This window comes from Streptomyces sp. 5-10 (assembly GCF_014712245.1).
Taxonomy (GTDB): domain Bacteria; phylum Actinomycetota; class Actinomycetes; order Streptomycetales; family Streptomycetaceae; genus Streptomyces; species Streptomyces violaceusniger.
In genome coordinates this window covers 32,065-50,850 of record NZ_JACVYG010000069.1, presented here as the reverse complement: position 1 = coordinate 50,850, position 18,786 = coordinate 32,065, and the positions used below count along the sequence as shown (strand labels likewise).

General features: G+C 72.2%; 17 protein-coding genes. 8 read left to right on the top strand and 9 right to left on the bottom strand.

Going from position 1 to position 18,786, the window contains the following annotated elements; all coding sequences use genetic code 11:
• Positions 1-204 precede the first annotated feature (204 nt).
• Complete coding sequence (locus tag IEJ02_RS42730) at positions 205-507, bottom strand: SHOCT domain-containing protein (protein ID WP_191069707.1); 303 nt, start codon at positions 505-507, stop codon at positions 205-207.
• Positions 508-733: 226 nt separating this feature from the next.
• Here IEJ02_RS42730 and IEJ02_RS42725 point away from each other — a divergent pair, with 226 nt between their 5' ends.
• On the top strand, positions 734-1,321 hold the full coding sequence (locus IEJ02_RS42725) for a DUF4865 family protein (protein WP_191069706.1): 588 nt from the start codon (positions 734-736) through the stop codon (positions 1,319-1,321).
• Positions 1,322-1,361: 40 nt separating this feature from the next.
• On the opposite strand, the gene IEJ02_RS42720 is transcribed toward IEJ02_RS42725, so the two are convergent.
• Positions 1,362-2,591 carry an ROK family protein gene (locus tag IEJ02_RS42720; protein WP_191069705.1) on the bottom strand — a complete coding sequence of 410 codons (1,230 nt, stop codon included), beginning with the start codon at positions 2,589-2,591 and terminating at the stop codon, positions 1,362-1,364.
• A gap of 17 nt (positions 2,592-2,608) precedes the next feature.
• Between IEJ02_RS42720 and IEJ02_RS42715 the strand changes: the two genes are divergently transcribed.
• The 5 genes from IEJ02_RS42715 (at position 2,609) to IEJ02_RS42695 (ending at position 6,565) form a co-directional block, all read left to right on the top strand.
• Positions 2,609-3,865, top strand: a complete 1,257-nt coding sequence (locus IEJ02_RS42715) for an MFS transporter (protein ID WP_191069704.1) — start codon at positions 2,609-2,611, stop codon at positions 3,863-3,865.
• Positions 3,866-3,917: 52 nt separating this feature from the next.
• Positions 3,918-4,652 carry a maleylpyruvate isomerase family mycothiol-dependent enzyme gene (locus IEJ02_RS42710; RefSeq protein WP_191069703.1) on the top strand — a complete coding sequence of 245 codons (735 nt, stop codon included), beginning with the start codon at positions 3,918-3,920 and terminating at the stop codon, positions 4,650-4,652.
• Between the two features lie 192 nt (positions 4,653-4,844).
• On the top strand, positions 4,845-5,375 hold the full coding sequence (locus tag IEJ02_RS42705) for a DUF4442 domain-containing protein (protein WP_223865369.1): 531 nt from the start codon (positions 4,845-4,847) through the stop codon (positions 5,373-5,375).
• 6 nt (positions 5,376-5,381) lie between these two features.
• Complete coding sequence (locus IEJ02_RS42700) at positions 5,382-5,624, top strand: DUF6332 family protein (protein WP_191069702.1); 243 nt, start codon at positions 5,382-5,384, stop codon at positions 5,622-5,624.
• Positions 5,624-6,565 carry a DUF2797 domain-containing protein gene (locus IEJ02_RS42695; protein ID WP_191069701.1) on the top strand — a complete coding sequence of 314 codons (942 nt, stop codon included), beginning with the start codon at positions 5,624-5,626 and terminating at the stop codon, positions 6,563-6,565. Before IEJ02_RS42700 ends, IEJ02_RS42695 begins: the two co-directional genes overlap by 1 nt.
• 101 nt (positions 6,566-6,666) lie before the next feature.
• Here the strand turns inward: IEJ02_RS42695 and IEJ02_RS42690 are convergent, their stop codons facing one another.
• The 3 genes from IEJ02_RS42690 to IEJ02_RS42680 all read right to left on the bottom strand — a co-directional run bounded on the left by IEJ02_RS42690 (position 6,667) and on the right by IEJ02_RS42680 (position 10,370).
• A complete protein-coding gene (locus IEJ02_RS42690; protein WP_191069710.1) occupies positions 6,667-7,332 on the bottom strand; it encodes a response regulator transcription factor in 666 nt (221 codons plus the stop codon).
• Positions 7,333-7,355: 23 nt separating this feature from the next.
• The gene (locus IEJ02_RS42685; RefSeq protein ID WP_191069700.1) at positions 7,356-8,591 is read right to left on the bottom strand and encodes a sensor histidine kinase; all 1,236 of its coding nucleotides are present in this window, start codon (positions 8,589-8,591) and stop codon (positions 7,356-7,358) included.
• Positions 8,592-9,164: 573 nt separating this feature from the next.
• Complete coding sequence (locus IEJ02_RS42680; protein WP_191069699.1) at positions 9,165-10,370, bottom strand: geranylgeranyl reductase family protein; 1,206 nt, start codon at positions 10,368-10,370, stop codon at positions 9,165-9,167.
• 170 nt (positions 10,371-10,540) lie between these two features.
• On the opposite strand from IEJ02_RS42680, the gene IEJ02_RS42675 reads away from it, so the two are divergent.
• Positions 10,541-11,902 (top strand): dipeptidase, encoded by a 1,362-nt coding sequence (locus IEJ02_RS42675; protein WP_191069698.1) that lies wholly within the window; start codon positions 10,541-10,543, stop codon positions 11,900-11,902.
• Positions 11,903-11,961: 59 nt separating this feature from the next.
• On the opposite strand, the gene IEJ02_RS42670 is transcribed toward IEJ02_RS42675, so the two are convergent.
• The 4 genes from IEJ02_RS42670 to IEJ02_RS42655 all read right to left on the bottom strand — a co-directional run bounded on the left by IEJ02_RS42670 (position 11,962) and on the right by IEJ02_RS42655 (position 16,390).
• Complete coding sequence (locus IEJ02_RS42670; protein ID WP_137976757.1) at positions 11,962-12,996, bottom strand: NUDIX hydrolase; 1,035 nt, start codon at positions 12,994-12,996, stop codon at positions 11,962-11,964.
• A 266-nt stretch (positions 12,997-13,262) separates the two neighbouring features.
• Positions 13,263-14,183, bottom strand: coding sequence for a carbohydrate ABC transporter permease (locus tag IEJ02_RS42665; RefSeq protein ID WP_174890102.1), 921 nt, complete (start codon positions 14,181-14,183; stop codon positions 13,263-13,265).
• The gene (locus IEJ02_RS42660) at positions 14,180-15,094 is read right to left on the bottom strand and encodes a carbohydrate ABC transporter permease (protein ID WP_191069697.1); all 915 of its coding nucleotides are present in this window, start codon (positions 15,092-15,094) and stop codon (positions 14,180-14,182) included. Before IEJ02_RS42660 ends, IEJ02_RS42665 begins: the two co-directional genes overlap by 4 nt.
• A gap of 12 nt (positions 15,095-15,106) precedes the next feature.
• Entirely contained in the window at positions 15,107-16,390 is a 1,284-nt protein-coding gene (locus tag IEJ02_RS42655; protein WP_191069696.1) for an ABC transporter substrate-binding protein, read from the bottom strand.
• A gap of 212 nt (positions 16,391-16,602) precedes the next feature.
• On the opposite strand from IEJ02_RS42655, the gene IEJ02_RS42650 reads away from it, so the two are divergent.
• Positions 16,603-18,660 carry an NPCBM/NEW2 domain-containing protein gene (locus tag IEJ02_RS42650; RefSeq protein ID WP_191069695.1) on the top strand — a complete coding sequence of 686 codons (2,058 nt, stop codon included), beginning with the start codon at positions 16,603-16,605 and terminating at the stop codon, positions 18,658-18,660.
• Positions 18,661-18,786 lie beyond the last annotated feature (126 nt).

The window sequence follows — 18,786 nt, the reverse complement described above, 5'->3', positions numbered from 1 at the left end:
TGCCGCACCGGCCCCCGCACCCGCTGCTGCCGCCGCACCGGCTCCGGCCGCCGCCGCTCCTTCGCCCGCGGTGCGCGAGCGGGCCCCCGCGGCCGCCCGGTCGGCAGCCCCCCGCTGAGCATGCGAGCGTCCCGCCTCCGGCGAGGCGGGACGGCCCGGATATCCGATAGGCCCCGGCGGCCCGTACGGCCCCGGGCTCCGCCGTCAGAGTGCCCCGCCCTTCGTCGCATGGCGGCCGAACTGCTCGTCCAGGACGGACAGTCGGCGCCAGTACTCGTCCTCGTCGATCTCACCGGCCGCGAAGCGACGGCCCAGCACCGCGATCGGCGATCGCTCGCCGAAGTCCACGGGGCCGGGGCCGTGCCGCCAGGGGGCGCGTCCGCGCCATCCGGCGCGCCGCAGCAGGAAGACCGCGCCGCCGACGACCAGCGCCCACATCAGCGGGACGAGCAGAATCCACGGTCCGGGGCCATCGCCGTCGGCGAAGCCGTGCGCCAGGGTGTTCATGGTGATCGCGCTCCTCTGGAGTGGGTTTCTCATGGCCCTCGTCTCGTGGCCACTCCCGAGGATCACTCCCTTACGGCGCCCTGGTCGTCGTACGGCCGACGACAGTTCCGGTACCTCCCGGGGAGTACGCGCACCGGCGCGACCTCGTTCTGTACCTACTAGTGTGTACGATCGGGGCCGAGGACGACCGCGTGCGAACGCACGCCCCGCCGACAGGAGTTCACCGATGCTCGCCATGCAGTACCGGATCACCCTGCCCGCCGACTACGACATGAAGATCATCCGGCACCGGGTGGAGACGAAGGGGCCGCTGCTCGACGACTTCTCAGGGCTGGGCCTCAAGGCGTACGGGATCCGGGAGCGCGGTGTGGACGGCTCGCCGGTCCATCAGTACGCCCCGTTCTACCTGTGGACCGCGCCCGAGGCCATGAACCGCTTTCTGTGGGGCCCCGGATTCCAGGGCATCGTCCGGGACTTCGGCAGGCCTCCGGTCGAGCACTGGCAGGGGCTCGCCTTCGAGCGGGGCCCCGCCGCTGGCGCCGTTCCGCGCGCCGCCACCCGCCACGCCGAGCCGGTTCCGCCCGCCGCCGATCCCGCCTCCGCCGTCGAGGGCGCGCTGGCGCGGCTGGCCGAGCGCGCCCGTAAGGACGGCGTCCACACCACGGCCCTCGGCATCGACCCGCGCGGCTGGGAGCTGATCCACTTCACGCTCTGGGAGGAGTCGGCACCGCCCTCGGTACCCGGCGACCGCTACCAGGTGCTCCATCTGTCGACCCCGGGCCTGGACGCGCTGCCCCGGGGGCGGCACTGGTGACCGCGCGGACGGCGCTACTTTCGAAACACGCTTAGGCGGGTCAGCCCACGCCCAGGACCGCCAAGGGGTCGTCCAGCACCGGCTGCCACGCCAACTCCGCCGCCCCGACCAGGCTGTTGTGGTCCAGCGTGCACGGCAGGATCGGTACGCCCCCGCTCCGGCCCCACAGGCTGCGCTCCGCCACCACCGCGCGCAGCCGCTCCGGGTCGGCCTCCAGGAGCTCGCGGTGCAGCCCGCCGAGGATGATGCGGTCCGGGTTGAGGATGTTGACCAGACCGGCGAGTCCGAGGCCGAGGCGGTCGATGAGCTGCTCGGTGGCCGCCCTTACGGACGCCGCCGTGGCGTACTCCTCACGCAGCAGATCGCGGGCCTGCTGCAGCAGGGACACCTCCGGGCCCGGTTCGCGCCCGGCCGCCGTGAGGAAGGCGAGCGGATCGGCCTCGATGTCCAGACAGCCGCGGCTGCCGCAGTGGCAGGGCGGGCCCTCGGGGTTGACGGTCAGGTGGCCCACCTCGAGGGCGAGCCCCGCGCTGCCCGTGTGCAGCCGTCCGTCGAGCACCAGCGCCCCACCGACGCCCCGGTGCCCGGTGGCGACGCAGAGCAGGTGCTGGGCGCCGCCGCCCGCGCCATGCCGGTGTTCGGCGAGCGCTGCCAGGTTGACGTCATTGCCCGCGAAGCCGGCGACCGGCTCCCCGTCGTCGCCGCGGATCCCGGCCGCGGCCAGGCTGCGGCTGAACAGCTCGCGCACCGGAGCGCCCGCGGGCCAGGCGATGTGCAGCGGGTTCAGGGCGGTGCCCTCGGGTTCGGCGACCGCGGACGGGACGGCGAGCCCCGCGCCCACACAGCGGCGGCCGGTCTCCCGCAGCAGCCGGGCACCGGCCTCGACGACCGCGTCGATCACATGCGCCGGGTCCGCGGGCACGGTCATGCAGCCGGGCGCGGTGGCCACCGTCTGCCCACCGAGCCCGACCAGCGCCGCGCGGAAGCCGTCGGCGTGCACCTGGGCGGCGAGCGCGACCGGCCCGTGGGGGGCGATCGACAGCCGGTGCGAGGGACGGCCCTGTGCCCCGGCGGCCCCGAGCGGCCGCGAGTCGACCTGGATCAGGCCGAGCGCCTCCAACTCGGCGGCGACGGCGCCCGCGGTCGCGCGGGTCACCCCGAGTTCGGCGGTGAGCACGGCGCGGGTGGGGGCGCGGCCGGTGTGGACGAGTGCCAGTGCCGGGCCAAGAGCGCTTCGGCCGCGCTCGAGCCTTGTCCGTGTCTGGGTCACGCCTCTATTCTCACTTTGTGCCGACTCCAAACAAAACACGGACGGCCACCCCGGGCGCGCGCCGCTCCGTGTCCACGGATCGCGACCTCACCCGACTCCGCGCCGCCATCACCGCGTTCTTCTTCCTCGACGGATTCGTGTTCGCCGGGTGGGTCGCCCGGATCCCCGCGATCAAGGACCAGACGAGCGCCTCGGAGGGCGCGCTGGGGCTGGCGCTGCTCGGCGTGTCGGCGGGCGGCACGGCCACGATGATGGCCACCGGACGGCTGTGCCGCCGCTTCGGCAACCATCCGACGACGGTGGCCGCCGGTGTGCTGCTCGCGGGCTCCGTCGCGCTGCCGCCGCTGACCCACTCCGCACTCGCCCTCGGGCTGGTGCTGCTGGTCTTCGGCACCGGGTTCGGCGCGCTCAACGTGGCCATGAACAGCGCGGCCGTCGACCTCATAGCCGCCCTGCGGCGCCCGGTCATGCCCGGCTTCCACGCCGCCTTCAGCCTGGGCGGGATGGCCGGGGCCGGGCTGGGCGGGCTGATCGCCGGCCATCTCTCCCCCACCCGCCATCTGTCGCTGCTCGCGGCCTTCGGGCTGCTGCTCACGGCCGCCGCGGGCCGGACGCTGATCTCGCTGCCGGTGCCCACGCCGCGGGGCGGCACGGGGCCCGCGGCCGCGTCCGAGCAGGCCGCCGGCCTCGAATCGTCCCCCGGTGTACGGCGGCCGGGCCGGGCCCGGTGGCTCGTCGCCGTGTTCGGCCTGATCGCGCTCTGCACGGCGTACGGCGAGGGCGCGATGGCCGACTGGGCCGCGCTCCACCTGCACCAGGACCTCGACGCGTCGGCCGGGCCGGCCGCCGCGGGCTATGCCGTCTTCGCCCTGATGATGGCCGTCGGACGGCTGAGCGGCACCGCGCTGCTCGAACGGCTCGGCCAGACCAGGACATTGATCGCGGGCGGTGCCACGGCCGCGGCCGGAATGCTGCTGGGCTCGCTCGCGCCCACGATCTGGCTCGCGCTCCTCGGCTTCGCGGTCACCGGGCTGGGCCTGGCCAACCTCTTCCCCGTCGCCATCGCGCGGGCGGGCGCGCTGACGGGGCCGGGCGGGGTCGCCGCGGCCTCCACGCTCGGCTACGGCGGCATGCTGCTGGGCCCGCCCACGATCGGCTTCCTCGCCGACTGGTACTCGCTGCCGGTCGCGCTCACCACGGTCGCGGCCCTGGCCGCCGTGGCGGCCGTGGTCGCCTACGGGACGCGGAACGCCGCGCGCACGGCCGGAAGCTGATGTTCCCTCGGCCCGGCCCGGGGTTGTCAGAGGCGGCTGGCATGATTCCGCCATGGAGACTGCCGAGTTGATCGAAATCGTGGACCGCGAGGGCCGGCTGCTGGCCGACGCCGCGGCCGAGGCCGGGGTGGACGCCCCGGTGCCCACCTGCCCGGACTGGCGCGTCCGGGACCTGCTGTCCCACATCGGCCGGGTGCACGGCTGGGCCGCCCGGTTCGTCGCCGAGGGCCTGACCGAGCCGGTCCGGCCGGCGGTCGAGGCGGCACCGGCCGACGGAGAGCTGGTGTCGTGGTACCGCGAGGTCCATGGCCGTCTGGTCGACGCCCTCACCCATGCCGACCCCGAGGTGAAGTGCTTCACCTTCCTGCCCGCGGAGTCCCCGCTGGGGTTCTGGGCGCGGCGCCAGGCCCATGAGACGGCCATCCACCGGATCGACGCGGAGTCGGCGCGCGGCGGGGACTTCTCCCCGTTCACCCCGGAGTTCGCGGCCGACGGGGTCGATGAGCTGCTGACCGGATTCCACAGCCTGGACCGGTCAAGGGTGCGCACGGACACCCCGCGCACGCTCCGGGTGAGGGCCACGGACCAGGGCGCGGTCTGGACGATGCGGCTGTCCCAGGACGCTCCGCGCACCGAGCGGAGCGGCGAGGGGACGGCCGACTGCGAGCTCAGCGGCCCGGCCGGCGATCTCTATCTCGCCCTCTGGAACCGGCTGCCGATCACCGCGCTGACCACGGAGGGGGACGAGAAGCTGGCCGATCTGTGGCGGGAGCACTCGGGGATCTGACCGCCCGGCCGCCCGGGGCGCGACCGCCGCCCGTGGCGCGCCCACCGCTCAGGTTGCGCGCCCCGCCCGGGTTGCGCGCGCCGCCCGGGTTGCGCGTTGCTCGCGCAGCGCGCGCCACTCGGTCGCGCCCACCGCTCGGGTACGCCGACCGCCGGGTTACTGGCGAGTAATAACCCGTGTTAGCTTCCTGTTATGTCACGTCGATCGATGTCGCCGCGCGGACTGCGCCGCGCGATGAACTGGTGGCCGCCCTATCTCTTCGCCGGAGTGCGGGTGGTCCACCTCGCGGAGGACTGGAGCAGCGCCCGCGTCAGGCTGCGGCTGCACCGCTTCAACTCCAACTACGTGGGGACCCATTTCGGCGGTTCGCTGTTCTCGATGAGCGACCCGTTCTGGATGCTGCTGGTGATGCGGCGGCTGGGCCGGGACTACACCGTCTGGGACAAGGCCGGCGAGATCGACTTCGTCTCGCCCGGCCGCGGCGACGTGTTCGCCGACTTCGAACTCACCGAGGAGCGGCTGGAGGAGATCCGCGAGGCCACGGCGGACGGCGGCAAAGCGCTGCCGTGGTTCGAGAACGAGGTGGTCGCCGCGGACGGTACGGTCGTGGCACGCGTGCGGAAGCAGCTGTATGTGCGCCGGAAGCAGCGCGACGGGCAGCGCGGGCCGGGGCCGGGGAGTACCAACCCGGCGGCGGCCGCCGGACACCAGGCGAAGGGCTGAGACGAGATGACCGGACCCCGTACCCAGAACGAACGCGACGCGCTCACCATCGAGATAGTGTTCGCCCTGGTCACGGCCGGTCTGCTGGCGGCCGTGCTGTACGTCGCGGTCGCGAGCCCCGCCCTCTTCGGCGACCTGGGCCGGGCCCAGGAGCGGGCCTGGCAGGGAGCCGCCGTCGCGGTGGCCACCGTCGGATTCGCCGTCCGCCTGGTGCGGGCGCTGTGGCTCTTCTCCCGGCAGAAGCGCTGATGCCGCAGGGCCGGGGCCAGAGCCAGGGCCGGGACCAAGGCCAGCACCCGCGGCCCGCACGGTGGCAGTGCGCCGGGGCGCGCTGGGGCCACGGCGGGCCCGAGCTGGTCTGGCGCCATCCGGCCCAGGGGGAACGGCTCTCCCCGCTGACGCCGGACCGCCCGCTCTCCTTCACCACCGGGCCGCGACGCGCCTGCGTCGGCGTCCGCAGGGGCGCCCGGCACACCCCGTGCCCGGCCGGGGCCGAGGTCCCGGCCTCCGCGGTGTCGGCGCAGTGCCCGGACTGCGCCCGGCTGGACCGCTCGTACTCCGTGGCCGCCGACACCCGTACGGACGATCCGCGCCCCTACGACGTCTATCTCGCCTGGTTCGGCCCGGAGCTGGTCAAGGTCGGGATCACCGCGGCCGAGCGGGAGGGGGCCCGGCTGCTGGAGCAGGCCGCGCTCTCGTACTGCCTGCTGGGCCGTGGCCCGCTGATGGCCGCGCGCCGCGCCGAGGCCGTGCTGGGCGCCGCGCTCGGCGTCCCGGACCGCTTCCCCTACGCCGCCAAGCGCACCGCCCGCGAGACCCCACCGCCAGCTGAGCGGCGGGCCGCCGACCTCGCCGCGCTCCACCAGCGGGCGCGCGGCCTGGGCGGTCTGCCGGAGTCGCTGGCCCTGGCCCCGTTCGAGCCGGTGCACCATGACGCGGCGTTCCATCTGGACCGGGTGCGCCCCGCGCCGGGGCTGATCCGGCTCGTCCCCGAGGCCACCGTGGCCGGTCGCATCGACGCCGTGGCGGGCCCGGACATCCATCTGACCTCGACGGACGGCCGGGCCCTGCTGCTGGACACCCGTCAGCTGGCGGGCTGGGCACTGGCGGCGGCCGCGGCGGACGCCCCGACGACGGCGCCGGTGGCGGCACGGGAGCGGGAAGCGGAGGCCCCGGAGGGGCTGTTCTGAGCGGAGGGGTCGTTCTGAGCGGAGGGGCCGTGCTGAGCGGAGGGCTGGGCAAGGGCTGGGCGAGGGGCCCGGAGCACGAAGCCCGGACCGCACAGCCTCGCTCAGCCGAGCCAGCCCGGCCGGACCAGGCCCGACTCATAGGCGAGCACGACGAGTTGGGCGCGGTCCCGAGCGCCCAGTTTGACCATCGTCCGGCTCACATGGGTCTTGGCGGTGAGCGGGCTGACCACGAGCCGCCGGGCGATCTCCTGGTTCGACAGCCCCATGCCGACCAAGGCCATCACCTCCCGCTCCCGCTCGGTCAGCTCCGCCAGCGCCGCCGCGGGCGCGGGTTCCCTGGAGCGGGCCGCGAACTCGGCGATGAGCCGGCGGGTCACCCCGGGCGACAGCAGCGCGTCGCCGCCGACGACCGCGCGCACCGCCCGCAGCAGCTCATCCGGTTCGGTGTCCTTGACCAGGAAGCCGGAGGCACCGGAGCGGATCGCCTCGAAGACGTACTCATCGAGTTCGAAGGTGGTCAGCATGACCACCTTCACCTCGCCGAGGGCCGGGTCCCCGGTGATCCCGCGGGTGGCGGCGAGGCCGTCGAGCACCGGCATGCGGATGTCCATGAGGACGACATCGGGGCGCCGCTCCCGTACGAGCGTCAGCGCCTGCTCCCCGTCGGCCGCCTCGCCGACCACCTCGATGTCCGGCTGCGCGGCCAGCAGGGCGCGGAATCCGGCGCGGACGAGGAGCTGATCGTCGGCGAGCGCGACACGGATCACGGTCTCGGGCCCGTCCTCATCCCTCATGGGGTCTTCCTCCCACCCTTGAACGGGATCCTGGTCCGGACGCGGAAACCGCCGTCCGGGCGCGGGCCCGCCTCCACTGTGCCGCCGAGCGCGGCGGCCCGCTCACGCATGCCCACCAGGCCGTTGCCGCCGCCCGTCGCCCCGTCCCCGGTCGCGGGGCCGTCGTCGTCCACCCGCAGCTCCAACTCACCGGGGGCGTAGCGCAGCAGCACATGGGCGTTCCGGGAGCCGGAGTGGCGGACGATGTTGGTCAGGGCCTCCTGCACGATACGGAACGCCGCGAGATCGGCGCCGGGCGGCAGGGCCGTCCGTACGCCGTCCACCTCCACCCGCACCGCGAGCCCCGCGTCCGCCGCCTGCCCGGTCAGCTCCTCCAGCCGGTCCAGGCCGGGCGCGGGTGAGCGGGGCGCGGCGCCGGGCGCGCCGGAGCCGGAGGTCCGCAGGGTGTCGAGGACCTGGCGGACCTCGCCCAGCGCCTCCTTGCTGGCCGCCTTGATGGTGGTCAGCGCGGTGCGGGCCTGCTCGGGGTCCTGGTCGAGGAGGGCGAGCCCGACGCCCGCCTGGACGTTGATGACGGAGATGCTGTGGGCGAGGACATCATGCAGTTCGCGGGCGATCCGCAGCCGCTCCTCGTCCGCCCGGCGCCGCGCCGCCGCCTCCCGTTCGGCCCGCTCCCGGGCCCACTGCTCACGCCGTACGCGGACGAGTTCGGAGGCGGCCACGATCGCCGTCGCCCAGGCGGCGACCGCCAGCTCCTGCCCCCATCCGACGGGCCCGTCACCGCCCGGCGGCAGCCAGCGGTAGAGCCAGTGACCGATGAGCAGATGGCTCCCCCACAGCAGCCCGAGCGCGCTCCACGCGGCGATCCGCCGCCCGGCCGCGACGGCCGCCACGCAGGCGACGACGACGCTGAGGAAGACGGGCCCGTACGGATATCCGGCGGCGAGGTAGACGGCCATCACCGCCGCCGTGCCGACCACGACCGTCCCGGGGCGGCAATGGCGCATGAGCAGCAGCGCGGGCCCGGCGAGCAGCAGCGCGGCGCTCCCGGGCCCGAGGCCCATCCGGTCGGGCTGATTGTGAGCGGCGAACCCGGTGCCCACCATCTGGATGGCGGCGATGGCGACCGAGGAGCGCCAGGGCACGGCCGAACGCGATGGGTCGAAGGGCGCCCCGCGCCACCATCCGCCCGGCCGCTGCCCCGGGCCGTGCTCCCCCGTGAATCCGTGCATACGGGCAACGCTAAACCGGCCGGGAGCCCCCGGCGTCCCCCCTGCGCGGTGCCCGCGCCTACTCCCGGCGGAGTAGGCGCCCCTGCCCTGCCGGGCAAATCGCGGGACAGCTCGCGGGACGGGGCCGAGCCGAGCCCAGCCCCCCGCCGGGGTGCGGCGGGCGTGGGGAAGCCCGACCCGAACCTCCGCGGCGCCCAGCGACGAGCCGCGCGGGCGCGCGCAGGGGCAGCGGGTCGCCCAGCATGCCCGCCAGGGCCCTCGCTTCGCCCGTCCCCGGCAGCGCGGCCTCTTCCCGTACGGGCGGGGCGCCCCCGGCATGGGCGTCGCGGGCCCCGCGAAGATCAGCCCGATGCCGCCGAGCCCGGGCCCCAGGGTCTTGTCGTCAAAGGGGGCGCCCGGCCGCGAGCAGGGGGCACCTCCCAGCGGTAGCTGGGGGAGGCTGGTGCGGTCGACCGCAAGGCGGAGCGTCGCCCTCGTTACTTGGGCGTACTCGGGTGACGCGACAGCGCGGCGAGCGGCCGTGCCAGGCGTCGGGAACGGGGCGCCCCCTTTGTCGCCCTTTGTCGACAGACCCTAGCCCCGGTCCATCGCCGCCAGGGCGCGGCGGGCGGCCGGGTGGGTGCGGACGAGGTCGCCCAGCGTGGTCGTACCGCGGGTGATCTTGGTGAAGGCGCGCCACGCCGGGCGGAAGCCGGTGATCGCCGCGTGGAACATCCCGGGGCGGCGGGCGAAGACCGTGTGCAGGCGGCGGCCGACACCCATCTCCACGCCGAGCCCCGCCTTGATCGCGAAGGCGTAGTTCAGGGCCTGGCGGCGGGCGTCCACCGCGTCATGGGCCTCGGCGACGCGCACCGCCCACTCCCCCGCGAGCCGACCCGAGCGCAGGGCGTAGGAGATGCCCTCGCGGGTCCACGGCTCCAGCAGCCCGGCCGCGTCGCCGCACACCAGGACCCGGCCGCGCGACAGCGGCGAGTCGTCGGAGCGGCAGCGGGTCAGATGGCCTGAGGAGATGCTCGGCTCGAATCCGGCGAGGCCGAGCCGGGCGATGAAGTCCTCCAGGTAGCGCTTGGTCCCGGCGCCCTCGCCGCGCGCCGAGATGACGCCGACGGTCAGGGTGTCGCCCTTGGGGAAGACCCAGCCGTAACTCCCCGGCATCGGGCCCCAGTCGATGAGCACCCGGCCCGCCCAGTCCTCCGCGACGGTCTGCGGAACGGGAATCTCCGCCTCCAGACCGAGATCCACCTGGTCCAGCTTCACGCCGACATGCGCGCCTATGCGGCTCGCGCTGCCGTCGGCACCGACCACGGCCCGGGCCAGCACCGTCTCACCGTCGGAGAGCACCACGGCGACCGTGCGCCGGTCGGGCACGGCCGGGCCGTGCTGCTCGACGCGGGTGACCGCGACGCCCGTACGGACCTCGGCGCCCGCGTCCCTGGCGGCGTCGACCAGGGCCGCGTCGAACTCCGGCCGGTTGATCAGCCCGAAGAGCGCCTGCTTGGAGCGGCGGGTGCGGGACAGCTTGCCGTTCAGCGAGAACGTGACCGCGTGCACCCGCTCCCGCAGCGGCAGTTCGAAACCCGGCGGGAGGGCGTCACGCGAGGGGCCGATGATGCCGCCGCCGCAGGTCTTGTAGCGCGGCAGCTCGGCCTTCTCCAACAACAGCACCCGGCGCCCGGCGCAGGCGGCGGCATGGGCCGCGGAGGCACCCGCGGGGCCCGCGCCCACCACGACGACGTCCCATACCGTCTCATTGTCCGGGGCTGCGTTGTCGCTGCTCACGTGTGGATCCGCTCCCAATCGACCGACCTGATGCGCCTACCCGGCATCCTACGGCTCCCCGGCGGATGACCCCGCTGTGGGATGATCGGCCACGCGGTATCAAGCCGTACATACGTGCCCATCGCCGCGCATCCCGCCGCCAGCCCGTCGCACCCCAGGAGGGTCCCCCCATGGAGAAGGCGCCTCTCGCCGCCACCGTCGCCGCCCTGCAGCCGCGCGCCAGGGCCGAGCTGGCCGAGCTGGTGGCCTTCAGGTCGGTGGCGGACCCGGCGCAGTTCCCGCCCGGCGCATGCGAGGCCGCCGCCCGGTGGGTGGCCGACGCCCTGCGCGCCGAGGGGTTCGAGGACGTGGCGCTGCTGGACACTCCCGACGGCACCCAGTCCGTCTACGGCTTCCTGCCCGGTCCGGCCGGGGCCCCGACCGTGCTGCTCTACGCGCACTACGACGTGCAGCCCCCGCTGGACGAGGCCGCCTGGCACACCCCGCCCTTCGAGCTGACCGAGCGCGACGGCCGCTGGTACGGGCGGGGCGCCGCGGACTGCAAGGGCGGCGTGATCATGCACCTCACCGCCCTGCGCGCGCTCAAGGCGAGCGGCGGGGTCCCGGTCAACGTCAAGGTGATCGTGGAGGGTTCGGAGGAGCAGGGCACGGGCGGTCTGGAGCGCTACGCCGAGGCCCACCCGGAGCTGCTGACCGCCGACACCATCGTGATCGGCGACGCGGGCAACTTCCGGGTCGGGCTGCCGACGGTCACGGCCACGCTGCGCGGGATGACGCTGCTGCGGGTCTCGGTGGAGACCCTGGAGGGCAATCTGCACTCCGGCCAGTTCGGCGGGGCGGCCCCGGACGCGCTCGCCGCGCTGATCCGCGTCCTGGACTCGCTGCGCGCCGAGGACGGCTCGACCACCGTCAAGGGGCTCGACGCGGACGCGGAGTGGGACGGGCTGCAGTACGCGGACGAGGAGTTCCGCAAGGACGCCAAGGTGCTCGACGGGGTCGGGCTGATCGGCTCCGGCACGGTCGCCGACCGCATCTGGGCGCGCCCGGCGGTCACCGTGCTCGGCATCGACTGCCCGCCGGTGGTCGGCGCCACCCCGTCCGTCCAGGCGAGCGCGCGGGCGCTGATCAGCCTGCGGGTGCCGCCGGGCGTGGACGCGGCCGAGGCCAACCGGCTGCTCGCCGAGCACCTGCGGTCCTCGGTGCCGTGGGGCGCGCGGCTTTCGGTGGAGCAGATCGGCCAGGGCCAGCCGTTCCGCGCGGACACCACGAGCCCGGCGTACGCGGCGATGCGGGAGGCGATGCGCCTGGCGTACGACGGCCAGGAGATGGCGATCGCCGGGCAGGGCGGCTCGATCCCGCTGTGCAACACGCTGGCCTCGCTCTACCCGGAGGCGGAGATCCTGCTGATCGGGCTGAGCGAGCCGGAGGCGCAGATCCACGCGGTCAACGAGAGCGTCTCGCCCGAGGAGTTGGAGAAGCTCTCGCTCACCGAGGCGCTGTTCCTGGGGATATACGCGGCGGGCAAGGGCTGAGCCGCCCCCTTCCCCTCGCACCCGGTCAGCGGGCGGCCCCGCGGGCCGGGCCGGTGTGATCAGCCCGTGGGGACGCCCGCTTCGAGGTACAGCGGGCGGCCCTGCTCCCGGGCGCGCAGCGCCCAGCGCAGCCGGCTCAGCCGCACCGGTGGCAGCAGCGCGGCGGCCTCGCTCTCGGTGACGAAGCGCCAGCCGCGCAGTTCGGAGCCGGGCAGCAGCACCTCCCGGGCGGCCGCGCTGGAGAGCTTGCCGCCGTCGAAGAGCAGCCGCAGGCCGCCGTAGCCGGGCGGCTGGGGGCGCTCCCAGTCGGCCACCAGCAGCCGCAGCGGTTCGTCCAGCCGTACCCCCAGCTCCTCGGTGACCTCGCGCACCCCGGCGCACATCGGGGGTTCGCCCGGCTCGACGACGCCGCCGGGGAACTCCCAGCCGGGCTTGTAGGTGGGGTCGACGAGCAGCACCCGGTCCTCCTCGTCGAAGAGCAGGACCCCGGCGGCCAGCGTCTCCGCCCTCGGCTCCGGGGTCTGCACGATGTCGCAGATCCCGGCGCCCTCGCGGACGGCGTCGGCGATGTGCTGGGCGGTCTGGCGCGGGGTGAGCCCGGTGGTGTCCACGACATGGGCATCGGTGGTCAGCCAGGTCAGGGCCGCCCGGTAGGGCGCGAGATGGGCCAGGCACCACTGGCGTACGGACTCGCTCGCGCCCGCGTCCCCGGGTATCTCCTCGCGCTCGGCTATCCGCTCGCGAAGGATCGTTTCATCGGTGTGCAGCAGAACATGCCGTACGGGGATGCGGCGGGCCGCGAAGCCACCGAAGATCTCATCCCGGTACTCCTGTCTGAGGACCGTCATCGGGACCACGAGCGGGCCGCCGACCTCCGCGATCAGCGCCGCTCCGGTGTCCACGACCAGCCGGCGCCAGGAGGGCAGATCCTGGTAGTCGGACACCTGTTCAAGGCGTTTCCGCGGGAGCATCATCCGCAGACCGTTACCGACCAGCTCCGGGTCGTAGAACGTACTGCCGGGCATGAAGTCCACCAATTCGCGGGCCGCGGAGGTCTTACCCGCACCGAACGCACCGTTCAGCCAGACGATCACATTTCCCCCTATTCCATCGCCTCCTGACAGTTGCCCGCATCACCCTGCCACGGAAACGCGCGAAGACGACCGAGTGACGGATCGCGTCGCTCCGGAGCGATGGGCGCGCGGGACGCGGGGCGGGGGGCTGGTGCGGGATGAGCCGGGGCTGGGCGACGGCGGCGCGTGGTCGAGGATCCTATGGCCCCTGTGTCATAGGGGCCATAGGGGCCATAGGGGTCACAGGGGCCACCGTGGCCACGTGAGCCACAGTGCCCCCTGTCGTATCAGCCCTTGCTGGCGCCGAGGGTGAGTCCGGCGATGAAGTGGCGCTGCAACAGCAGGAAGACCAGCACCGTGGGAAGCGCCACGATCACCGAGCCCGCCGCGAGCAGGTTGTAGTCGGTGAAGAACTGGCCGCGCAGATTGTTGAGCGCGGAGGTGATGGGCAGCTTGTCGCCGTCGGAGATGAAGACGAGCGCCCACAGGAAGTCGTTGTACATCCAGGTGAATTGCAGGGTGGCGAGCGCGGCCAGCGCGGGCCGGCACAGCGGAAGCGTGATGTTCCAGTACTGCGTCCAGACCCCCGCCCCGTCCACCCGCGCCGCCTCCACGATCTCATCGGGAATGGTGCGCATGAAGTTGGCGAGGACGAAGACGCAGAATCCCACCTGGAAGGCGACCTGAACGGCGAGCACGGCCCAGTAGGAGTCGTACATCGTCATCGAGTCCGACATCCAATAGGGCAGATCGATCTTGGTGAAGAGCACATAGAGCGGGGTGACGATGACCTGCTGCGGCAGCAGATTGCCCGCCGTGAACACCATCAGCAGCACCAGCCCGCCGCGTATTCTCAGCCGGGTCACGCAGAAGGCGACGAACGAGGCGAGAAACAGCGTCAGCAGCACCCCGGGCACCGCGATGATGAGCGAGTTGACGAAGTACTTGCCCATCCCGGAGTCGTTGAACGCCTGGGCGTAGTAGTCGAACGACAGATGGCGCGGCAGCGAGAAATAGCCGTATTTCGCGGTCTCCTCGTACGGCCGCAGCGAAGCGTAGACGGCGAGCAGCAGCGGGGCGAGGAAGGCGAGCGACACGACCATCAGAAAGGCGTGCAGCCCGAGCCGTCCGCGGGTCACCCGGCGCTTGCCGGTGCCGGTCACCGGGGTCACGGTCCGTACGGGGGCGGGCGGAGTGGTGACGGTCATCCCTTCTTCCCCCCTCGCAGTTCCTGGACCAGATAGGTCACGATGAATCCCAGGGACACGGTCAGCAGGACGACGGCGATCGCGGAGCCGAATCCGATCCGGCTGGCCTCGCCGATGATGTTGTCGGTGACCAGCACCGAGAGCAGTTCGAGCCCATTACGGCCGTGATTGATGGCGTAGACGATGTCGAAGGCGCGCAATGCCTCGATCACGGTGATGACGCCGACGATGATGTTGACCGGCCGCAGGGTGGGCAGCACCACCCGGAAGAAGGTCTGGGTCTCACTGGCGCCGTCGATCGCGGCCGCTTCCTTGAGCGAGGGATCGACGGATTTCAGCCCGGCCAGATAGAGGATCATCACATACCCGGTGTGCCGCCAGGCGGCCGCCAGCAGCACCATCCAGATATTGAGGTCCGGGTCTCCGAGCCAGTCCACCGGGTCGTGTCCGTTGGCGAGGATCGCGTTCAGCGCACCCTGGTCACGGGAGAAGACCAGCTGTGCGATGAAGCCGACGATGGCGAGGGAGAGCACCACCGGCATATAGAGGGTGGACTGGTAGAAGCGGCTGAACCGGACACCCTTGTCCAGCAGCACGGCCAGCAGCAGTCCGAAGGGCGTCGCGACCAAGCCGAGAAAGGCCACCCAGAGCAGATTGTTGCGGACCGCGGGCCAGAACGGCGGATAGTCGGTGAAGAGGGTCTTGTAGTTGTCGATGCCCACCCAGTGGATATCGCCGATGCCGTCCCAGTTGGTGAAGGACAGGCCGATGGAGGCGAGGGTCGGGCCCCAGATCAGGGCCAGGTCGAGCAGGATGGGTATGCCCAGCAGCACGCCGATGACGGCGAGGTCGCGGGAGGTGAATCTCCGCGGACCCCGCCGTTTGGCACGCCGCGCGGTCGTGAGCGGCACGGCGCGAATCTCCTAGTCGCTGGCGAAGATGGTCTTCTTCTGGGACTCGATGTCCCTGGTGAGGGTGTCGATGTCGTTCGGCTTGTTGATGAACTGCTGAATGGCCCGGATCATCACCTGGGACGCGAAGTCCGGCCGGGTGTCGCGGTCCATGAACTGCGATATCTGCTTGGCGTTCGAGACGAGGTCGACGGCCTTCTTCTGGAGCGCGTTGTACGACGCGGTGGACGCCTTGTCGTTGACCGCGATGTTGTTCGGGTCCCGCTTCAGGTAGATCTCCTCGGCGGCGGGGGTGGCGAGGTACTTCATCAGCTCCTTGCCCTCCTTCTGCCGCTTGGACTTCTTCGCCAGCAGAAAGCCGTCGATCGGCGCCTCCACCGCGTCCTGCCCATAGGCGGAGTCGATCTCGGGGAAGGGGAAGAAGTCCAGATCCTCGCGGTCGGCGGCGGAGAACTGCTGCCCGGGGTGGGGCAGCCCGAAGACCGCCATACCGGACTTCTTCTGCGCCAGGCTCTGGGCGGCCTCCTGCCAGGTCCGCCCGTTGGCGCCCTTCTGGTGGTACGGCATCAATCCGCGCCAGAGGTCGAAGACGTGTCGGACCTTGGGATCGGTCCAGGACTCCTTGCCGCCCATGAGGGAGATATGGAAGTCGTAGCCGTTGGCCCGCATATTGAGATAGTCGAAGGTCCCCATGGCGGGCCAGCCGTCCTTGTCGCCGAAGGCGATGGCGTCGAGACCGTCCTTGTCCATCCGCTTGGCGAGCGCCCGGAACTCGTCGAAGGTCTTCGGAACCTCGTAGCCGTGCTGGGCGAAGACGCTCTTCCGGTAGAAGACGGCCCAGGGGTAGTAGTAATACGGCACCAGGTACTGCTTGCCGTCCTTGCCGGTGGACTGCTTTTTGAGCGCGTCGGAGAAGCCGTCGAAGCCCTTCCAGAGGTCGCTGATCTCGGCGAGCTGCCCCTGTTCGGCGAAGAACTGCATGCGGTACCCGGCGAACCACATGAAGACGTCGTCGGGGGTGCCCTTCAGATAGCGGTTGATGCCCTCCTGGAAGGCCTCGTGGTTGACGGTGTTGACCTTGACCTTCTTGTCCGACTTCTTCTCGTACGCGTTGAACACCTCGGCGAACGCCTTGCGGGGCACAGCGTCGGAGGCGTTGGAGCCGATCTTCACTTCGTTGCCCGGACCACCGCAGGCGGTCAGCAGCGTCGGAAGGGCGACCGCGCCGGCTCCGGCCGCGGTGCCTCGTAGTAGCGCACGGCGGGAGATCCGATGTCCTGACGATGACGGTGCCATGTGCCCCTCCACAGAGGTTCAATCAAACACAACCGAACGCGAGTGAGGGGATCTCACCCGGCGGCCAGGCGAACCGTCAAGGGTTTTGACGAGATATCGGACAACTGTTATCGCATCTCTTCCAACAGACTCCAACAGGGTCTACCGTAAACGCTCGCATGTGACGCAGCCATGACACTGCGTTACCCCGTTGGGAACGGAGGAACCGCATCGTGCGCCACCGCTGTTTTCGACCCGCGAGACGAAGAGTCATCGGAGCACTGAGCGCCGGCCTGCTGGCCACGGTCGGCCTGGCCCTCCCGGCCGTCGCCCAGCCCTCGCATCCCGCCGAGGTCACCTCACCGGCCTCCGCCCCGGGCGCCGCGCCCGGTGACGGGCTCGCCCTCACCCCTCCGATGGGCTTCAACAACTGGAACTCCACCCACTGCCGCGCGGAGTTCAACGAGGCGATGGTCAAGGGCATCGCCGATATCTTCGTGGCGAAGGGGTTGAAGGACGCCGGATACCAGTACGTCAACCTCGACGACTGCTGGGCGCTGCCGCAGCGCGACGCCAACGGCAAGCTCGTCCCGGACCCGGTCCGCTTCCCGAACGGCATCAAGGCCGTCGCCGACTACGTCCACTCCAAGGGACTGAAAATCGGCATCTACACCAGCGCGGGCACCAAGACCTGCAACAGCGCCGGCTTCCCCGGGGCGCTCGGCCATGAGGAGTCCGACGCCCAGCAGTTCGCCGACTGGGGCATCGACTACCTCAAGTACGACAACTGCAATAACCAGGGTGTCGACGCCAAGCAGCGCTACCGCGCCATGCGCGACGCCCTGAAGGCCGCGTCCGAGACCACCGGCCGCCCCATCGTCTACAGCATCTGCGAATGGGGCCAGAACAAGCCATGGGAGTGGGCCGGGGACGTCGGCCATCTGTGGCGGACCACGGGCGACATCAGCGACAGTTGGGGCAGCATGCTGTCGATCGCCAAGCAGAACCTGCCGCTCGCGAAGTACGCCGGGCCCGGCCACTGGAACGACCCCGACATGCTGGAGGTCGGCAACGGCGGGATGACGGCCACCGAGTACCGCAGCCACTTCTCGCTGTGGTCGATCATGGCCGCACCGCTGCTGATCGGCACCGATCTGCGCAAGGCCAACGCCGAGACCTATGAGATCCTCGGCAATCGCGAAGTGATCGCCGTCGATCAGGACCCGCTGGGCAAGCAGGGCACCGTGGTCTCCTCCGAGGGCGGGCGCTGGGTCATCGCCAAGGAGATGGCGGACGGCAGCCGCGCCGTCGCGCTGTTCAACGAGACCGACCGGCCGCAGCACATCGCCACCACGGCGACCGGGGTCGGGCTGCCCCGGGCGACCGCGTACAAGCTTCGCGACCTGTGGTCGCACCAGGACTACAACACCGCCGGAGCCATCTCGGCCACCGTCCCCGCCCATGGCACCGTGCTCTACCGGGCCTCGGCCGACACCCGCTGGGCCTCCTACCCGCCCGCCGCCGAACTCGGCCTCGACGGTACGGCGCTGACGGAGGCCGGGGCCGCGGCCCAGGTCGACACCGCGCTCACCGACCTCGGCCGCACCCCGGCCCAGCAGGTCTCGGTCCGGCTCACCGGCCCCGACGGCTGGCGGATCAAGGCCACCTCCCCGACCCGGGCCGCCTCGCTGCCCAGCGGCTCGAAGCTGGCCACGCGCTGGCAGGTCACCGCGCCCGCCGGTGCCGCGCCGGGTGCGTACGACCTGACGGTCAGCGCCGACTACCGCTCACCGGGAGGCGACAAGGCCACCGCACGGCTGGTCTCGGCGGTCCATGTGGTGGTCGCACCGCGCTCCGGCACCTCGTACGCGAGCGATCTGCCCTGGCTGAGCGCGCTCAACGGCTGGGGCCCGGTGGAGAAGAACACCAGCGTCGGCGAGAACGAGGCGGGTGACGGCCATCCGCTCACCCTCGACGGCGCCCGTTACGACAAGGGCCTGGGCGTGCACGCGCCGAGTGAGGTCACGTACTACACCGGCGGCCGGTGCTCGCGCTTCACCGCGAAGGTCGGCGTGGACGACGAGGAGGGCACCGCCGGGACGGTCGGCTTCGAGGTCTGGGCGGACGACGCCAAGGTGGCGTCGTCGAAGACGCTGACCAACGCCGATCCGGCCACCGCCCTCGACGCCGCCATCGGCGGGGCGCGGACGGTCCGGCTCGTCGTCATCGACGGCGGGGACGGGGTCACCAGCGACCACGGGGACTGGGCCGACGCGGCCTTCACCTGCTGAGACGCCGTTCAGGCCGCTCCACTCCGCTGAGATCCACCGCCGAGATCCACCGCCGAGTTCCACCGTTGAGATCCACCGATGAGATCCGTCCCTTCCCGTGGCCGTCCCGGGCTCAGCACTCGGGCA